Below are 18,913 nucleotides of genomic sequence, written 5' to 3'. Positions count from 1 at the left end.
GGGCGCGGGGCCGCCGTCACCGTCGTTCGGAGAGGAATTCGAGGATGTGCCCGAACACGTCGAGGGCGGCGCCCCGGCCCAGGAACGTGTCCAGGTGGCCGTAGGCGGGGATCTCGGTGTACGACACGTCCAGCTGGGGCTGGCGATGTGCCAGCACCTCGTGGCAGAGCTGCTGCGAGTCCAGCCACAGTCCGTTCTCGCTGCCCGCGAGCAGCAGCACCGGGGTGTCGATGCGGGCAGCCGCGTCCAGCGCGTTGGGCGGCAGCGCCCGGTAGCGGTGGTCGGTGTCGTGCCAGCGGACGACGCTGCGGGCCAGTTCGATACGGCGCAGGTGCGGCAGGATCCACAGGGGCGCCGGCCCGAGGAGCTCGGCGAGCCGGTCGTGGGTGGCGTCGGACAGGTTCTCGTGCAGGAACAGCGAGGCGCCCGAACCCCAGGCCGAGTTGTGGAGGATCTGGCAGGTCGGGTCCGGGCAGCCCGCCCCGCGGGAGGCCAGCGCGAACAGGGGCGTGTACTTCGACCGGAGACCCACCTTGCGGAAGTCGACCGGGATGTGGTCGATCCGGTTCTTCAGCAGCTCACCCGCCACCGTCATCCGCAGCGAGGTGCGTCCCGCGAGCTTCGGCGTCAGGAACACGCCCTGGGAGACGACGCCCGCGAGCCCGGGCACCAGCCCCGCCGTCATGCTCAGCGAAAGGGTGAGGGAGCCGATGCAGTGGGCGACGACGAACAGTGGCCGGTCGCCGATGCGTTCGCGGATACGGGAGACGGCTTCGGGGATGTCGTAGAGAGCGACGTCGTCGTAGGTGTACCTCTGGCCGGTCTCGTTGTAGGGGAGCCGGCAACTGCCCCGCCAGTCGAGCAGCCAGGGCTCGTAGCCGTCGTCGAGCAGGACGTCGACCAGGTTCCGGGTCTCGGGGAGCAGGAACATGTCGGCGGACGCGGTGTGCCCGTGCAGGAGCAGCACGGCGGGCCGGTCCTGATCGCCGCTGTCGACTCGGGTGAGACCGAGGCGTACGCCGTCCCCGGCCCTGAAGGGGATCTCCTCGACCCGAGCCGGGTCGAGGCGGTGGCGCAGCGGCCGCAGGGCCGTGCCGGTCCTGACCTTGCGGATCGGCTGCCTGGTGCGGGAGTTGGTGGTTCTGAGGATCATCGGTGGCGCTCCGAGGGGGTCCGGGTACGGCGCAGGTCGAGGAGGTCCGCGGCGGCGCGGGCGAAGGGGCCGAGCAGTCCGCGGCCCATCTCCACGCCGAACCAGGCGAGCCAGGTCAGCTTGGCGGCGCGCTTCTCCTGGCCGGTCAGTCGCGGGTCCACCTTGATGCCGTCGATCTGGTCGCGTACGTAGCTGTCCGCGGGCACGACCAACTCGCCCGCGAGGCTCGCCGGTTCGCCCTCGCGGCCGATCTCGACGCTCAGCGCGCGGGTCTGCCGCCATACGTCACGGCGGGCGCGGGCGTACTTGTGGCCCTCCAGCCACCAGCGGCCTCCATCGGCGTCGCGCAACGTCATTCGGTAGCGAAGGAGTTGGTGGCGCATCCCGTGCCGCTGCGGGATGCCCTCCTCGGGGCGGATCCAGACGTCGCCGCGTTCCACGAGCAGCGGCGCGGGATGGGCCGCGGCGCACACCAGCTCGCCGCCGACGTCGACCCGGCGCTCCTTCACCAGTTGGTACATGCTCGCGATGGAGAGGGTCAGCGCCATGGAGCAGGGGGTGTCGGCGTCGGCACCGACCGGGCCCACGGCGCCGTCGGTCGTCTCGGAGAACCACAGGTACGGCTGGTCGTCCTTGTGGGGCAGCCGGGCCAGGCCGTCCTGGGCGAGCCGCTCGAACGTCCTGAGCTGGGCCTGGGCGTCGTAGCGGACCGCGGGGCGGAGCCCGAGCGCCTCGACGAGCGCGGCGGTGCGTTCGTCGGTGGCCGCCGGCCCCTTCAGGGTCGCCTCGCACAACTTGAGGGCGGTGGGACTTCGCAACACCCGTGTGAGGAAGTTGAGTTCGGGAACCGGGTCGGCCTCCAGACGGGCCAGGGCGTCGGTGCGCCACTCGTCCCAGTCCTGTACGCGCACATGCATCCCGCCGTACGCCATGTCCCGTACGACGTCGTCGAGGGTGTTGGGTACGCCGGTCAGGTTGTAGTCGAATCCCCAGGCGTCGGGTTCGCAGATGACGCCTGCCGCGACCCGGCTCACCCAGTCCACCGGGGCCGCGTTCAGACGGTGGAAGGCGGGCACCGTGCGGAAGCGGCCGAAGGCCGAGATGAGGCCGCTGCTGAGGTCCTGCGGGTTGTGGGCGCCGGTACGGGTGTGGCCTCCGATGCCTCCCGGGCGCATCGCGGTGACGATCAGGCCGTGGTCGCGGGCCCGCCGCAGGGCGACCTCGGCGGCCCATTTCGTCTGATCGTAGCCCGCGACGAGGCGGTCGACGTGGGCGAGCGGGTCGTCCTCGCCCATGGAGGCGATGCCGACCTCGTTGAAGACCGCGATCGAGGAGATGTGGTGCAGCGGCTTGGGCGGGCCGGTCGCCGCCAGTTCGGCCAGGGTCAGCGCGCCGATGACGTTGCTCTGCCGCAGCGACTGGTAGCCACGCAGGAAGTCCACGGCTGCCGCCACGCCCACAACGCTGTCCACATCGTGGGCGAGCTTGTTCCAGACGTCGTCGGACAGGCCTAGGTGCGGACGCCTGATGTCGCCGGGGAGCACCGTCACCCGGCGGCGGATCTCCGACGACCAGGGCAGCCGGTGGCTCTTCAGCGCCTCGCCGAGGCGAGCTGTCGCTGCCTCCTCGTCGGCCGCGCGAACCAGGCAGTGGACATGCGCGTCACTGTGCCTGAGTAGATCGAGAAGCAGATGGCTGCCTAGGAAGCCGGTGGCGCCGGTGAGCAGGATCCGGCGGGGCGGCAGGGGCTCGGGCGAGCCGGTCCAGGGCAGGCGGTCGGCCAGGGAGAGGTCGGCCAGGATCTGGTCGAGGTCTTCGGGACGGGCCGTGGCGTACGGGGTGCTGCCCCCGGTGGTCCGGGCGGTGACCGTCGCCCCGGGCGGGACGCGGGGCGACGGGATGGATGGGGTGTCCGTGGCGGGGGCTGGGCTGGAACCCGGGGCGGGAGCAGGGCTGGACCCCGGGACGGGAGCAGGGCTGGACCCCGGGACGGGAGCAGGGCTGGACCCCGGGACGGGAGCAGGGCTGGACCCCGGGACGGGAGCAGGGGCGGGGACCAGGAAGGTGTCCGGGACCTGTGTGGTGCCGATCGTGTTGGTCGCCGGGGCCGGGGTCGGGGTCCATGCGGCCGTCGCGGCTATCGGCACACCCGGGGCCGGCAGGGTCGCCGTGGCACCCCCGGTCGCCAGCCAGCGAAGGGCGAGGCTGCGCGGCCGGGCATCGGCGAACACCTCGTCGAGGTCGATCTCCATGCCCAGCTCGTCCTCCAGCGTCGCGACAAGTTCCACGGCGCCCACGGAGGTGCCCCCGGCGTCGAAGAAGTCGGTGTCGGGCGACAGCTGCCCTCCGGGCACGAAGGCACCGGCCGCCGTGGCGACGACAACGGCCAAGGCGTCCGCGTCGGGTGCCGCGGGGGCGGGCGGGCCGCCAACACCACGGTCGGTCCCGGTACCGGTGTCGCCACCAGCACCGGCACCCGACCCCGTGGCGGCACCCGCACCCGCACCCGCACCGAACGGCACGGCGTCCGTGCGGGTACGGGACGCAACGACACTCGCGTCTTCGCCGGGCGGCACGGCGGGCGCATTCGCGTGCAGATCCGTCCCGACACCGGACGGCCCGGCAGCCGCACCAGCGATGGACGAAACGGCAGGCGCACCCACATCCCCACCGGCACGGGACCCGGAGGCACCCGGACCCGGCTCCGTGCCGGTTCCAGTCGCTGTGGGTGTGGGTGTGGGGGCCTGTCTGAGCCTGGCCAGCAGGGCCTCCACGCTCGGCCCGCCAGCACCCCGCTCGATCGCCTCACCTGTCGCCCACTGTCCGGCGTACGGCGACGCGTCCTCGTTCACTTCACTCATCAGGGCCCTTCCCCCTCGTGCACTGTCCCTTTCCGCACTGCCTCCGCGGGCCGAGCCCGCTGCCCCGCTCACTGCCGCCGCCAGGAGCGGAAGGCCCGCAGCTGTTCCGGCGTGACCACGCTCTCCAGGTGCTCGTCGTCCTGGTCGCCGCCACCCAGCGCGGCCAGCAGACGCCGGGCCGGTACGTTGCGGTCGGTGCGCTCCGCCGTCAACCGGACCTTCACGCAGCCCAGTCGGTCGGCGCGGTCCGCCAGCCAGCGCAACAGCCGTTCCTCGACGCCTCGGCCGAGCGCGCGGCAGCTCAGCATCCAGGCGAGGACGTCGAGTTGATCGCCGTCCACGAGCAGGGCGAGCAGGCCGATCTGGCCGTAGTCGCCGAAGCGGTCCCGCGCCGCGGCCGTCCACACCTCGCCGTGCTCCCGCCACCGCGCCAGATCGCCGCCGTCGGCGGACCGGGGACGGAGGGTGAACTGATTGGTGCGGCGGACGAGTTGCTCGGCCCGCTCGACGTCGGCCCCGGACAGCGCCCGGATGTCGACCTCGAGTTCCAACTGGGCGAGGAACTCCTCGAAACCGGCCTGCTCGCGTACCGCGTCACGCTCCCGCTCCTGCGCGTAGAACCCTGCCCGCAGTCCGTCCTCGGCCGTCGCCGCCGCGGGGACCAGCGGCCACAACCGGCCGAGGAATTCGCCCAGTTCGGCCTCCGGTGGGCAGGTCACCGACAGCACCTCCGGCAGCGCCGACCGCACTCCCGCGATCTCGACCGGGTTGTCGTCGAGGAACAGGAAGCTGTCCAGCCCCAGGTTGAGGGTGCGCGCCGCCTCCGTGAGACGGCCCGGCTTCGGGCCCCAGCCGGCGGACAGCACGCTGAAGTGCTCCGCCTTCAGCGTGCTGTCCGGACGGTCCAGGACGGCCCGTACGGTGTCCTCGTCGTTGTTGCTGACCAGCGCGAGCAGCGCGCCCGCGGCACGCCACCGCAACAGCCTCCGTGCCAGCAGGGCGCGCGGTCCGGTCAGATCAACCGACGCGGGGCCGATCTCCCCGGCGACCCCGCCCCACAAGGTCTCGTCGCCGTCGACCGCGATCACCTTCGGCGCGGGACGCAGCACCGCTCGTACCAGCTGGGCCAGCCGCAGGGCCACCGCCGCCTGGAAGTGCGGGGTGAAGGGGAGATGGGCCAGCCGCTCGGTCCGTTCGTCGAAGCGTTCCGCGACGGCGTGGTACCGCGTCCAGTCGTCCGGGCCCAGCACCGCGATGCCGGGGGAATCGGTCAGCTCGGCGACCAGGTCGCTCTCCCATCGCGCGAAGCGGTCTTCGTGCCGCGCCGAGGGCAGGATGCCGACGATCAGTGGTCTGCGGGTGCGCTCGGACAGGGCCCGCAGCGCGGCCGGGTAGGCGGTGCGCAGTTCGGTCAGCACCGTGTCGGCCACCGGGCCGAACCGTTCCAGGTCCGCCGCCCGCAGCAGCACCACGCCCACCGCTGTCGTGGGATCGGTGAAGACGCCCGAGGGATCGCGCAGGGCGGCGAGCACCTGGTGGTAAGGGGCTTCGGCGACCGTCGGACCCTCGTCCCGCTCCCGTTCCGGCGCTCCTTCCCGCGTGCCGTCCTCGAGCGCCGCCTCGCACAGCAGCGGCAGGTTGCCGAGCGCGAAGGTGGCGGCGAGGGCGAGCGTGCGGCGCGGGTGGGCAACGGGCCTCCGTGTAACGGGAGTTGCCGTCTCGCCCGTCTCGGCCGGAGTTGCAGTCGTACCCGTCACGATCGGCGCTGCCGTCGTACCCGTCGTACCCGTCGTACCCGTCGTACCCGTCGTACCCGTCGTACCCGTCGTACCCGTCGTACCCGTCGCTGCCGTCGTACCCGTCGCGACCGTCGCTGCCGTCGTGTCCGTAGCGACCGGCGTCGCTGTCGTGCCCGTCGCGGCAGTTGCCGTCGCACCCGTCGTTCGGACCGCCCCGGTCGGGTCGTCCGCCGTCTCGGCGAGCAGCCGCAGGAACGCCTCCGCCAGCTCGGTGGAGGTCACCGCGTCCAGGATGTCGAGGTTGTGGTCGAGCCGTACGCGGCCCGCGTCCGGGGTCATGGTGACCATGAGGTCCAGGTCGGAATATCCCGTTCCGGCCGGGAGCACCTCCAGCCGGCCGAGGCGGGCCGCCGCCGAGGAGCGTACATAGTTGAAGTACACCTCCACCAGCGGGGCGTTCGCCCGGTGCAGCCCCTGCCCGGCCAGGGTCGACAGCACGTCCGAGAACATGGCGCCCTTCGCGAGGACCCGGTCCAGGCGCGCGTCCGTCCGGTGCAGTACTTCCTCGATCCGCTCCCCCGCCGCCGCTTGTGCCGGGAACGGCACCGGTACGCCGAAGAAGCCCACCGCGTCGTACGCGTCGGCGTGGATGCGCGTGTCGACGGGCACGGCGAGCACGAAACGCTCCCGCTCCCGCATCCTGGCCAGCAGTACGGTCAGGTTGCCGAGGCAGAAGGCGGCCGGTGTGACGGCGAGCCTGCTCGCGGCCGCCGACACCCGTTCCATCAGGCCGTCCGGTATCGCCACGGTCACGCTCCCGGCCCGGTACGAACGCGCCGCCGGGCGCGGCCGGGCGAGCGTCAGGTCGAGACGCTCGCTGCCGTGGAAGGCCTCGCGCCACTCGGTGGCGTCGGCGCCGGCGGCATCGCCGGTCCGCTGGGCCTCGATCAGCAGGTCGATGTCACGGTTGGTGACGGCGTCACCGAGTGCGGTGCCGGACAGTTCGGCGTCGATCTCCCCCGCGACGAGCAGCAGCGACTGCAGGTCGCTCACCGCGTGGTGCGCGCCGAACACCAGGATCTGGCCACGCGCACCGGCGTCGAGCAGCTCGAACCGCCACAGCGGCGCCCTCGCCAGGTCGAACGGCGGTTCCAGCAGCCGGGACAACCGGTCGCCGGCGTCGAGTACGGCATCGGCGGGCACGTCCGTCCAGTGCAGCAACGGCTCGGTCGACTCCCGTTCCACACGCAGCTGTCGGCCCCGTCCGCCGCCTCCGGCCATCGCCGTGCGCAGGGCCGCGTGCCGTCCGGCGAGCCGGGTGACGATGTCGGTGAGCGCTTCGCGGGTGGTCGGCGCGGTGAGCCGGACGGCCAGGCCGACGGCGTGCGCCGCGGCCGGCATGCCGGGCTGGGCGCTGCGTAGCAGCCGTACGACGTCGCGGGTCGCGGGCCGCAGCTCGCTCTCGGGCACCTCGGCGGTGGCTTCGGGCTGCGGCTCCTCGCTGCGTGCCCCGGTGCCGTGTTTGGGCAGCACCTCGCCCAGGACCCGTGCGAGGCCCCGGATGTCGGACGCCGAGAAGACGGCGGCGGCCGGGAGTTCGGCGCCCAGCTCGCGGGTGAAGGCGTTGCGCAGCCGGACCAGCATGAGCGAGTCCAGGCCCAGTTCCTTGAGGGGCGTGGTCGCGGACAGCTCCCCGGCTCCGCCGGAGACCTGGTCGACCTTGGCCCGTACATACGCTTCGAGCCGTGCGGTCCGATCCTGGTCCGTCGTCGCCGCGAACACCCCTGCGACGAGGTTGTCCGTGCCCGCCGGGCCCGCGGCGACGGTGATCAGGTCGCCCAGGATGGGTCGGATGCGCGCCGCGTCCGGGTCGAGCTCCAGTGCCTCCCGGTCCAGGGCGAGGGGGGCGAGCTGACGGCGGGAGGTGGCGAGCACCCGCTCGAACAGGTCGCCGCCTTCCGCCGGGGTGAAGGCGACCAGACCCGAACGGCTGGTCTCGGCGGCCCGGGTGTCGGAACCGGACACCATGCCGACCTCCGTCCAGGCACCCCAGTCCAGGCTCAGCGCCCGGCGGTCGGTGCGGGAGAGGTGGTGTGCCCAGGCGTCGAGGAAGGCGTTCGCCGCCGCGTACGGACTCTGACCGGCCGAGCCGAGGACACCGGCCGCCGAGGCGAAGAGGACGAACCTCTCGGCCTCCGGGGCCAGTTCGGTGAGCAGGGTGGTGCCCAGGACCTTGGGGGCGAGCACCCGCAGGACGCGGTCGTCGGTCAGGTTCGCCACCGTGGCGTCGTCGAGGACACCTGCCCCGTGGACGACAGTGGTGATCGGTCCCACCTCACGTCGTACGGCGTCCAGGGCGGCTGCCAGCGCGGCGCGGTCGGCGACGTCCGCGCGGGCGAGGTGCACGGTGACACCGCGTGCTTCGATCCTCTTGATCCAGCTCTCCGCGGCCGCGTCGGGCCCGCCCCGGCTCAGCAGGGCCAGTCTGCGGGCACCCCGGCGTACCAGCCGCTCGGCGGCCACCCGGCCGAGGCCGCCCAGGCCGCCCGTGATCAGGTGCACGCCGTCCGCGGTGATCCCGCCGTTCCCGCCGTCGTCCGGACGGGTGCGGGCCAGCCGTGGCACGAGCCGGCCCGATTCCCGCAGCGCGACGAGCCGTTCGTCGTCCGCGTGCCGCAGCTGTGTCCACAGATCGTCGTCGCCGTCCCTGGGCGGCAGGTCGATCAGTGTGGTGAGCAGTTCCGGGTACTCCTGGGCCACCGAGAGTCCGAAGCCCCAGGCGAGGGCCTGCTGAGGGTGCGTCACCTGTGTGCTGTCACCGGCGGCCTGGCTGCCCCGTACAACCACGAACAGGCGGGGGGCGCGGCCCCGGGGGCGGTCGGCGAGCGCCCGTACCAGGTGCAGGGTGCTCAAGCAGCAGTACCGCGCGGCCTCTTCGGCCGTGGCGGCGTCCTCGACGGCCGGCGCGTCGAGTGCGGACAGCTGCACCACCCGCTCCGGCGGCCCGTCGGCGAAGGCCTCGTCTAGCAGACGGGTCAACTGCCGTGGATCGGACGGGTCGAGGACATAGCGGCCGGGGCCCTCGGCGCCGAACACCGCGCCCCTGCGCACGATCACATGCGGCACGGCGGCGGAGGCCAACCGCTGTCCGAGCGCGTCGGCCACCCCGGTCTCGTCGGCCAGGACGAGCCAGCTGCCGTCGACGGGCTGCTCCTGTGCGGCCGGGCGCGGCTGCCAGCGGGTCTCGAAGAGCGCGCCGTCCAGCGGCGAGAGCGCGGCGAGTTCGAACTCCGTTACCTCCAGGACCAGTTGTTCCTTCTCGTCCCAGAGCCGCAGATCCAGGAGTGCGGTGTCGCCGTCCACGGAGCGCAGTCGGCACGTCGCCCACGCGGGCGCGGAGCGCAGGCCGGTGAAGCGCAGCCGTCCGACACCGGCGGGCACGAAGGCCCGGCCCGCGGGTGCGTCGGCCGGCAGGGCCGCCGTGTGGAAGGCGGCATCGAGGACCGCGGGGTGCAGCAGATGACCGGCGGCGGGCCGCCGGGCGAGTCGGCCGATCGCCGCGGTGTCCGTGCGGTGGCCCTGCTCCAGGATCCGGAAGGCGGGGCCGTAGTCGATGCCCAGGGCCGTGAGTCCCGCGTAGACGGTGGGCAGGTCGGCCGCTTCGTCGCACCGCTCGCGCAGCGCGGCGGGCTCCTCGCCCGCGTCGGGCGCGGCGGGCGCGGGCTCGGCGACGCCGTCGACGACCCGTCCGGTGACGTGCTGCTCCCACGCCGCGCGCCGCTCCCCGGTGGCCGCCGAGGCAATCGTGAACTCCCGTGAGCCGTCCTCCCCGGCGGGCCGCAGGACCAGTTGCAGCCGTACGGGCTTGTCCGCGTCCAGCACCAGGGGCCGCACGAATCTCACGTCGGCCAGTCGTACCTCGCCGCCGTCCCGCAGTGCGGACGCGGCCTCCAGTGCCAGGTCGAGGAAGGCGGCGCCGGGCAGCCAGACCTCTCCGGTGACCCGGTGGTCGGTGAGGTAGGCGAAGCGGTTGTCTCGCAGGTCGATGTCGCTCTGGAAGATGTGCCGGCCGGGTGTGTCGCTGGCCTCGACATGCGTGCCGAGGAGCGGTGAACCCCCGGCCGTCGCGGTGGCCGGGGCGGGTGCGCGCCAGTGGCGTTCGCGGGCGAAGGCGTACGTGGGCAGGTCGATCCGGCGGCCCTCGGGGAGCAGCACCGGCCAGTCGGGCGTGTGCCCGGCCTCGTACAACTCCCCCAGCCGGCCCAGCAGAACACCCCGTCCGTCCCGCCCGCGGCTCAGCGAGCCGACCGCGACCGCGTCGATCCCCGCCTCGGCCGCCACCGCCTCGACCGACGCGGTGAGCGAGGGGTGCGGGCTCAACTCGACGAAGTAGCGGTAGCCGTCGTCCAGCATCCGCCGGATCGTGTCCGCGAAACGGACGGGGCGCCCGAGGTTCGCGTACCAGTGGTCGGCGTCCAGGCGGTCGCCGGGCACCGGTTCGGCCAGCACCGTCGAGTACAGCGGGGTCGGTGTGCGCGTTCCCCGGATGCCGGAGAGCCGGTCCAGCAGATCAGCGCGGACCGGGTCCATCAGGGGGGTGTGGGAGGCGAACGGCGTCGACAGCCGCCGTACTGGGATACCCCGCGCTTCGAGGTGCGCGCGCAGTTCGGCCAGCGCTTCGGTGTCGCCGGAGACGGCCGTGGAGTGCGCGCTGTTGACCGCCGCGACGAACAGCCGGTCCGGGTGGGACGCGAGCAGCTTCTCGGCCTCCGTGCGCGGCAGTTCCAGGGCCAGCATGCCGCCCTGTCCGACCAACGGGGCGACCGCTCCGGCGCGCCCGGTCACCACGGACACGGCGTCGTCCAGGGTGAGGGCGCCCGCGCTGTACGCGGCGGCGATCTCGCCCAGGCTGTGCCCGATCACGGCGTCCGGGCGGACGCCGAGCGCTCGCCAGGCGGCGGCCAGGGCCGCGTTGACGGCGAACAGCACCGGCTGCAGGTACTCGGTGCGGTCGAGCGGGGCGAACTCCTCGGGTGCCGACAGCACGTTGAGCACCGACCAGCCCACCTGTCGGTGCACGGCCTCGTCGATACGGGCCAGTTCCTCGTGGAAGGCCTGCGACTCGGCCGCCAACTCCAGGCCCATGCCCGGCCACTGGCCGCCGTGCCCGGCGAAGACGAAGGCCACCTTGCCCGTGTGCTCCGCGCGGGGCGGGGCCAGTGACGTCCGTCCGGTCGCCAACGCCTCGAGCCGTGACCGCAGTTCGTCCCGGTCGGCGGCCACGATGCCCGCTCGCCGTTCGAAGTGGCTGCGGTGTCGCGCCAGGGTGTGGGCGACGTCGGGCAGGGCGACATCCTCGTCCAGGTACCGGGCCAGCCGTCCCGCCTGCCCCCGCACGGCGGCCTCACCGCGCCCGGACAGCGCGAACAGCCTTGCGCCCTTGGCGGTTTCGCCCTGCGGCAGGGCCTCGGCCGGATCGGCCTCCTCCACGATCAGGTGCGCGTTGGTTCCGCTGATCCCGAAGGCGCTCACTCCGGCCCGACGTACGCGTTCGCCCGACGACGGCCAGGCGACCGTCTCCCGCAGCAGGTGCAACCCGCTGTCGTCCCAGTCGACATGGCGACTGGGCGTGCCCGCATGCAGGGTGCGCGGCAGGGACCGGTGCCGCAGGGACTGCACGACCTTGATCAGACCGGCCACGCCCGAAGCCGCCTGCGCGTGACCGATGTTGGACTTGAGCGAGCCGAGATACAGGGGGCGGCCCTCGGGGCGAGAGGTGCCGAAGACCTCGGCGAGGGCGTTCGCCTCGATCGGGTCGCCGAGGGTGGTGCCGGTGCCGTGCGCCTCGACGTAGTCGATGTCGGCGGGTTCAAGACCGGACAGCTCCAACGCCCGCCGGATCACCTGTTCCTGGGCCGGACCGTTCGGCGCGGAGAGGCCCTGGCTGCGGCCGTCCTGGTTGACGGCCGTACCGCGCAGCACGGCCAGCACCTCGTCGCCGTCGCGCCGCGCGTCGCCGAGCCGCTTCAGTACGACCATGCCCGCGCCCTCGGCCCAGATGGCGCCGTCGGCGTCGTCGGAGAATGAGCGGCAGCGGCCGGTCGGGGACAGCCCCCGCAGACGGCTGAACTCGACGAAGGTTCCCGGCGTCACCATCAGCGTCACCCCGCCGGCGAGCGCCAGGTCGCACTCGCCCGACCGCAGCGCCTGCGCCGCCAGGTGCAGCGCCACCAGGGACGACGAGCACGCGGTGTCCACCGTCAGCGCCGGTCCGGTCAGGCCCAGCGTGTACGCGAGCCGGCCCGAGGCCACGCTCGGCGCCGATCCCGTGCCGACGTACCCGTCCAGCTCATCGAGCCGGGAGCCCGCGAGGTAGTCGCTGCCGAACATGCCGACGTACACGCCGGTGGTGGTGCCCGCCAGCTCGGCCGGCACGATCCCGGCGCGTTCCAGTGCCTCCCACGCGGTCTCCAGCAGCATCCGCTGCTGCGGGTCCATGGCCGCCGCTTCCTTCGCGGTGATGCCGAAGAAGCCCGCGTCGAAGGACTCCAGGTCGTCGAGGAAGCCGCCTTCCTTGGCGTACGACTTGCCCAGGGCCTCCGGGTCGGGGTCGTGCAGCGACTCCACGTCCCAGCGGTCGGCCGGAAACGGGCCCACCGCGTCGCGGCCCTCGGCGACGAGATGCCACAGGCCCTCGGGGTCGCTCACTCCGCCGGGCAGACGGCAGGCCATGGCCACCAGAGCCAGCGGCTCGTCCGACGCCGGCGCCGGGGTGCGGGGGGGCCGCGGATCGGGTGCGCCGCGCCGGGTGGTGCGGCCGTCCGTGGCGAGGGCGGTGGCAAGCAGGTGGGCGGAGAGCCGGGCCGCGGTGGGGTGGTCGAACAACAGGGTGGCGGGGAGCCTGGCGCCGATCCGGGTGCCGATGCGGTTGCGGAGTTCCACCGCCGTCACCGAGTCCATGCCGAGCTCACGCAGCGGCTGATCGGGACGGACGGACTCCGCCGAGCGCAGGCCGAGCGCCCGGGACGCCTCCTCACGGACCAGGGCCAGGACACGTGCGGCGCGGTCGGCCTCCGGGAGCCGGGCCAGCCGGTCCACCAGACCGGCACCGCCGTCCTGACCGGTGCGGGGCGCGGGCAGCAGGGAACGCCAAAGGGCCGCCGTACCGTCGTCCGTGGCAGCCGTGCTCTCGCGCAGGCGGGGCAGGTCCAGGGACCAGGCGATCAGGTGCGGTGCGCCCCGGCGCAGGGCGAGTTCGACGAGTTCACGGCCCTGGTCGGGGGTGAGGGCGCGGTGGCCCAGCCGGGCCATCCGGTCCAGGTCGGCATGTTCGGCGGCGAGTCCTTCGCCCGCCCAGGCGCCGAAGGAGACCGAGATCCCGGGGAGGCCCAGGGCCCGCCGGTGGTGGGCCAGTTGGTCGAGGAAGACGTTGGCCGCCGCGTAGTTGGCCTGGCCCGGATTGCCGAGCACGCCGGCCGCCGAGGAGATCAGCAGGAACAGGTCGAGCGGGGTGTCGGCGGTGAGCCGGTGCAGATGGGCGGCGCCGTCCACCTTGGGGCGCAGCACCCGCGCGAGGCGGTCGGGCGTCAGGTCGGCGACCACTCCGTCGTCCAGGATTCCGGCGCAGTGCACGACACCGCGCAGGGGCAACTCGTCGCCGACAGCGGCGAGTACGCCGGCCAGGGCGGTCGCGTCCGCGATGTCGCACTCCGCGATCTCGACCTCGGCGCCGAGCGCGGTCAGTTCGGCGGTCACCTCGGCGGCACGCGGATCCGCCGGTCCCTGACGTGACGTCAAAAGGAGTCGGGGGACGCCGTGTTCGGCGAGGAGCCGGGCGATGTGCCGGCCGACGGCACCGAGCCCGCCCGTGATCAGCACCGTGCCGTCGGTGGGCGCCAGGGCGCCACGGCCGACGAGGTCGAGGACGACGGGTGTGCTCGACGCCCTGCCCCGCCGTATCGCCTCACGTGCGGCGGTGACGGGCAGGATCTGGGGGCGGGCCGGACGCGGCCGCCCGGCGACGGTCTCGTGCAGCGTGCGGGCCGCCTCTTCGATGCCGGTGGCGCCGTCGGGCGCGAGGGGCAGGGCTGCGGCGGTGGTGAACGGAACGTCGTCCCGGAGCACCGCGACCAGCCGTGCGTCGGCGACCGCCATGGAGCCGGGCGGGGTGTCGGCGAGGGCGACCACCCGCAGGCCGGGGCTCAGGTCCGTCACGTCCGCGGCGGTCTCCGTGACCACACCTGCGCAGGCGATACGCGGCTGCTTCCCGCCGGGTCCTGGAACCGCCACGGCGTGCACCTGGATCCTCACTCGGCCCGAGGTCAGGGCCGGGGGCGCCACCGCGCGCAGGGTCGGGTCGGTCTCGGGGCCGGCCAGTTCGTAGCAGTCACCGGCCGGGATCCGCAGCGCGTCGGCCGCGCGGGCACGCACCAGCCGCGGTACGAGCAAGGAGCCGTCCCGGAAGGCGAGTTCGGGCTCGTCGGCATGGGCGACGGCTGTCGGCAGGACGTCGGCGGGAGCGGAGCCCCCGAGGTCGAGCAGGGTCAGCCCGAGGTGCGGGTGTTCGGTCCGGGCGCTGCGGGCGAGGCCCCACAGCACCGACTGGGCCAGGCCGGGAACGGTGTCCCCGGGACCGGTCGCGACCGCGCCGCGGGTCACCCAGACGGTCCGGGCGGGCCGTCCGTCATCCGCGAGCGCGATCAGGGTGTGCAGTTCGGCCAGCGCGGTGGCGGCCAACTCCTGTGCCACTGCAGCCGGTTCGGCGTCAGCCGCCGGACGCGGCCAGAATCGTACGGCGATGTCGGCGTCCGTCTCGCGCACCTGGACACCTGCCGCCGCCAGGCCGCGCAGGGCGGCCGCGACCTGCGGGTCCGAGCGGTCGCCGTGGACGGCCCACACGGCGCCCGGTACCGCCGCGGGCTGTTCGGTCACCGCCGTCCATGCCACTTCGTACAGGAGACGGCCGTTCTCCGACGCGCCGTTCAGGTCCGCCGGGTCGGCGGCCCGCAGCCGTACGTCCTCCAGCCGGCCCGCCGGGAGACCGTCGGTGTCCCACAGGGTCACGTCGAGGGTGAGGTCCGTCCCCGAGCCGCCCGACCGCCGTACCAGCGCCGTGAGGTCGCTCGCGCCGCCGGGCGGCAGGACGCAGCGGCCCACCGCGACCGGCAGCAGCACCCGGCCGTCGGACGCGTCCAGCGCGGCGGCAACGTGCAGTGCGGCGTCCAGCAGCGCCGGGTGGACGGGGTAGGGATCGCTCGCGTCGCGGGCCACGGCCGGAAGCGACAGCTTGGCCAGCAGCTCGCCGTCGGCGGTGGTCGTGACCGCCGACCGGACGCCCTGGAAGGAGGGACCGTAACCGAGACCGAGCGCGCCCAGCCGTTCGTACGTCCCCGCGCTCCAGGCCGACTCGGCGGCCTCCGGCCACACCGGCGGCCGCGCCGCCGTCACCGGGGCGGGGGCCGCCGCCGACGCGGTGGCGTGCAGGGTCCAGCCCGGGGCCTGCCGGCCGCGCGGGCGGCTGTGCACGGTCACCTCGGGCGCGGATCCGGTGGTGACCACTTCGACCGATACCTCGACCGTGCCGGTCTGCGGCAGCACGAGAGGCGCGAGCAGGAGCAGATCGGTGACGTCGGCGGGAACGTCCGGGCGGGCCGCGGCGAGCGCGGCACGGCACAGCTCCAGCACGGTCGTGCCCGACACCACGGTCCGCCCGAACACGGTGTGTTCCGGCAGCCAGTCGGCGGTGGCCGGGGACCATTCGTTGCGGAAGGTCCAGCGGGTCTCGTCCGCCGACTGCAACTGGACGCCGAGCAACGGGTGCGCGGCGCGGTCGAAGAGACCGGAGGTCACGGCCCCGGACCCGGGTTCGGGGTCGATCCAGTAGGACTGCGGATCCCAGGCGTACGTGGGCAGGTCGGCCGCCTGGGCGTCGGGAACGACGCGGCGCCAGTCGATCCGCCGTCCGTGGACGTGGAGTTCGGCGGCGGCCCGGTCCAGACAGGCGGGCCCGTCCTCGTCGCGGCGCAGTGATCCGACGGCGACCAGATCCTCGTGGCCGCCGTCCTCGGCGATCGTGCGCACGGCGGTGACGAGGGAGGGGTGGGGGCTGAGTTCGACGAAGTGACGGTAGCCGTCGGCCGCCATGCGTTCCACGGTGGGTGCGAAGCGCACGGGTTCACGCAGGTTCGTGTACCAGTAGCCGGCCTCCAGCTCCTCCGTGACCGGCTCGCCGGTGACCGTGGAATACCAGGCGACGGTGGCAGGAGTGGTCGTAACGCCTTCGAGTTCGTCGAGGATCGTCGCGCGCAGTGGCTCGACCCGGGCGCTGTGGGAGGCGTAGTCGACGTCGAGGCGGCGGACGAACACCTGCTCCCGGTCGAGGTCGGCGAGCAGGGCGTCGAGCGGCTCCTCGTCACCGGCGATCACCGTCGAGCGGCCGCTGTTCACGGCGGCGACGCACACCCGGCCGCCGAGGTCGGCGAGGCGTGCCTCCACCTCGGTGTGCGGGAGGGCGACGACGGCCATGGTCCCGGTGCCGGACACTTGGGTCAGGGCTTGGCTGCGCAGGGCGACCACCGCTGCGGCGTCGTTGAGGCTCAGCGCCCCGGCGACGCAGGCCGCGGCGACCTCGCCCTGACTGTGCCCGATCACCGCGTCCGGCCGTACGCCACGGGCCCGCCACGCCGCGGCCAGGGAGACCATCACGGCGAAGAGGACCGGCTGGACGACGTCCACCCGCTCCAGGGAGGGCGCGCCCTCGTCGCCGCACAGGACGGCCGCCACCGACCAGTCGGTGAACGGGCGCAGCGCAGCGTCGCAGCGGTCGAGTTCGTCGGCGAACACCGGTGACCGGTCGAGGAGTTCGCGGGCCATGCCGGACCACTGGGCACCCTGGCCGGGGAAGACGAACGCCAACTTGCCCGGTGGGAGGGTCTGTTGCGGGCCCACGACCAGGTCGGGGTCCGGCTTCCCCTCGGCGAGGCCGCGGAGCGCGGTGAGCAGTTCGTCGTGGTCGCCCGCCCTGACGACGGCGCGGTGCTCGAAGTGCGTGCGGTGGTGGGTCAGTGTTCCCGCCACGTCGGGCAGCTCCGGCCGCGGTTGCGCGGCGAGCGCGTCGAGCAGGCGGGCCGCCTGGCCACGGAGGGCCGAGGGGGTGCGGGCGGACAGCGGGAAGAGCGTCGGTTGCCCGGTACGGGGGTGCTGGACGGGCGTCGGAGGGGCGGTCGGCCTTGGCGTCGTGGCCTGTGCCGGAGTGGCGGCCGGCGTCGGTGTCGCGGCCTGCGCCGGTGTCGCGGCCTGCGCCGGTTCGGGGGCCGGCGTCGGCGCCGTGGCGTGTTCCGAAGTGGCAGCCGGTGTCGGTGTCACGCCCTGTGGCAGAGTGGCGGCCGAAGTAGGTGTCGCACCCTTCGCCGGTGTCGCACCCTGCGTCGGTGTCACCGTCGGTCGTGTCAGGTCCTGCGGTGACTCCTCCAGCACCACATGCGCGTTGGTGCCGCTGATCCCGAACGCGCTCACCCCGGCCCGCCGCACCCGGTCACCGCGCCGTGGCCACGGCTCGGCGTCGCTGTGCACGCGCAGGCCGCCGTCCGCCCAGTCGACGTGCTCGGTCGGGGTGTCGGCGTGCAGGGATGCCGGGAGCCTTTCGTGGCCGAGGGACAGGACCGTCTTGATGACGCCGCCGATGCCCGCCGCGGCCTGTGTGTGACCGATGTTGGACTTCAGGGAGCCGACGCCGAGCGGCCGGTCCGTCGGGCGTCCCGGGCCGAAGACCGACGCGAGTGCCCGGCCCTCGATGGGGTCGCCGAGCGGCGTGCCCGTGCCGTGCGCCTCGACGTAGTCCAGGTCGTCCGGCCGGAGCCCGGCGTCGTCGAGGGCGGCGCGCAGCACCCGTTCCTGCGCAGGACCGTTCGGCGCGCTCAGGCCCTGACTGCGGCCGTCCTGGTTGATCGCCGACCCCTTGACGACCGCGAGGACCCGGTCACCGTCCCGGCGCGCGTCCGCGAGCCGCTTGAGGAGCACCAGACCGCAGCCCTCGGCCCACACCACCCCGTCCGCCTCGGTGGAGAACGGGCTGCACCGCCCCGACGGCGACAGCCCGCGCAGCCTGCTGAACTCGACGTGCCCGCGCGGTGTCACGAGGAGCGTCGCGCCACCGGCCAGCGCGAGGTCGCACTCGCCGCCGGCCAGCGCCCGCGCCGCCAGATGCAGGGCCACGAGAGAGGAGGAGCAGGCGGTGTCGACCGTGACGGCCGGCCCCTGGAGTCCGAGGGTATAGGCGATGCGCCCGGACGCCACGCTGGACGCCGAGCCCGTGCCGACGTGCCCGTCGAGCCGGTCCAGCGGGGCCGAGGCGAGGTATCCGCTGTCGTACAGGCCGACGTAGACCCCCGTTGAGCTGCCGTTCAGCGTCTCCGGGACGATCCCGGCGCGCTCGATCGCCTCCCAGCCGGTCTGCAGCAGCAGCCGTTGCTGCGGGTCCATGGCCGCGGCCTCGCGCGGCGAGATGCCGAAGAAGGCCGCGTCGAAACGGTCGATGCCGGTCAGGAATCCGCCGCGCAGGGTGTACGCCTTGCCGGTGGCCTCCGGGTCGGGGTCGTAGAGCCCCTGGGTGTCCCAGCGGCCCGCGGGCACCTCGCCGACGGCGTCCTCGCCCGCGGCCAGCAGCCGCCAGAATTCCTCCGGGTCGTCGGCGCCGCCGGGGAACCGGCAGGCCATGGAGATGATCGCGATGTCGTCGTCCCTCCGCACGGAGGGGCCGGCGGGCGCGGAGGCCGGGGCCAAATCGGCCGTACCCAGGGGCTGTTCGTCGAAGACGGCCTCGGCGATCCCCGCGATCGTGGGATGGTCGAAGACCAGGGACGGCTCAACGGACCGCCCGGTCCACTTGGACAGGCCGGCGGCCAACGTCACCAACTGCCTTGATCCCAGACCGAATTCGGCGATCGGGCGGTCCGGCACGACGGCCGACGGGGCAAGCCCGGCCGCTTCGGCGACGGCCGACGTCAGCCAGGCCCGCACCCCCTCGGAGGTCGTCGCGGACGTCTCGGGGAACTGCTTCGGGGACTCGTTCGCAGGCATCTGGGCTGGTGTCCTCGTGAACTTGGGCTCAGGTGGATTCCGTACGGCCGACTCGACGGGCGCGCACGGCGTACGACTGATGC

At 73.8% G+C, this 18,913-nt stretch carries 3 protein-coding genes; all 3 read right to left on the bottom strand.

Annotated features, from left to right (window positions below):
• Window positions 1-16 precede the first annotated feature (16 nt).
• The gene (locus ACFYR3_RS39135; protein WP_355854363.1) at window positions 17-1,153 is read right to left on the bottom strand and encodes an alpha/beta fold hydrolase; all 1,137 of its coding nucleotides are present in this window, start codon (window positions 1,151-1,153) and stop codon (window positions 17-19) included.
• Window positions 1,150-3,543, bottom strand: a complete 2,394-nt coding sequence (locus tag ACFYR3_RS39130; RefSeq protein ID WP_389286832.1) for a thioester reductase domain-containing protein — start codon at window positions 3,541-3,543, stop codon at window positions 1,150-1,152. Before ACFYR3_RS39130 ends, ACFYR3_RS39135 begins: the two co-directional genes overlap by 4 nt.
• 539 nt (window positions 3,544-4,082) lie before the next feature.
• The gene (locus tag ACFYR3_RS39125; RefSeq protein WP_389286830.1) at window positions 4,083-18,830 is read right to left on the bottom strand and encodes an SDR family NAD(P)-dependent oxidoreductase; all 14,748 of its coding nucleotides are present in this window, start codon (window positions 18,828-18,830) and stop codon (window positions 4,083-4,085) included.
• Window positions 18,831-18,913: the final 83 nt, after the last annotated feature.

The sequence above is a fragment of the Streptomyces sp. NPDC005784 genome, from assembly GCF_042871525.1.
Classification (GTDB): domain Bacteria; phylum Actinomycetota; class Actinomycetes; order Streptomycetales; family Streptomycetaceae; genus Streptomyces.
The sequence above is the reverse complement of the archived record's forward strand: the minus strand, read 5'-3'. Positions and strand labels throughout refer to the sequence as shown.

What these genes read in the sequence shown, in the direction of transcription:
- ACFYR3_RS39125 (WP_389286830.1), bottom strand. Translation starts at nt 18,830, where the DNA reads ATGCCTGCGAACGAGTCCCCGAAGCAGTTCCCCGAGACGTCCGCGACG.
- ACFYR3_RS39135 (WP_355854363.1), bottom strand. Translation starts at nt 1,153, where the DNA reads ATGATCCTCAGAACCACCAACTCCCGCACCAGGCAGCCGATCCGCAAG.